The 278-nt window shown below is 71.6% G+C and carries 1 protein-coding gene; it reads right to left on the bottom strand.

Going from position 1 to position 278, the window contains the following annotated elements:
- Positions 1–278, bottom strand: a 278-nt coding sequence (locus OP18_RS56705; protein ID WP_162189955.1) for a helix-turn-helix domain-containing protein, incomplete at both ends; no start/stop codon positions are given.

Genomic DNA, 278 nt, shown 5'->3' with positions numbered 1-278 from the left:
GCTCGCGGATGTCGGTGCAGATGGTGTCGTGGTCGGGGTCGCTCTTGGCGACGAGTCTGGGCCGGGACCAGCGGGCGTGTTCTCGGATGCGTCGGTGCATCGTGCGCAGGCTCAGCGGCGGGCGGCCCAGGGCTCGCCAGATCCGGGCGGTGGTCCATGCTTTCGGGGTTTGCAGCAGCCGGCGGATGCGGTCTCCGAGTCCTGGGCTGCCGAGCCGGGGTCGCCCGGATCGGGGTCGGTCCGGTAGTCCGGCGATGCCTTCGGTGTCGTGTCGGGTG

Origin of the sequence: Dactylosporangium aurantiacum, from assembly GCF_000716715.1 — a bacterium.
Lineage (GTDB): Bacteria > Actinomycetota > Actinomycetes > Mycobacteriales > Micromonosporaceae > Dactylosporangium > Dactylosporangium aurantiacum.
Note: the sequence above shows the minus strand (reverse complement) of the source record. Positions and strands in the feature narration are given on the sequence as shown.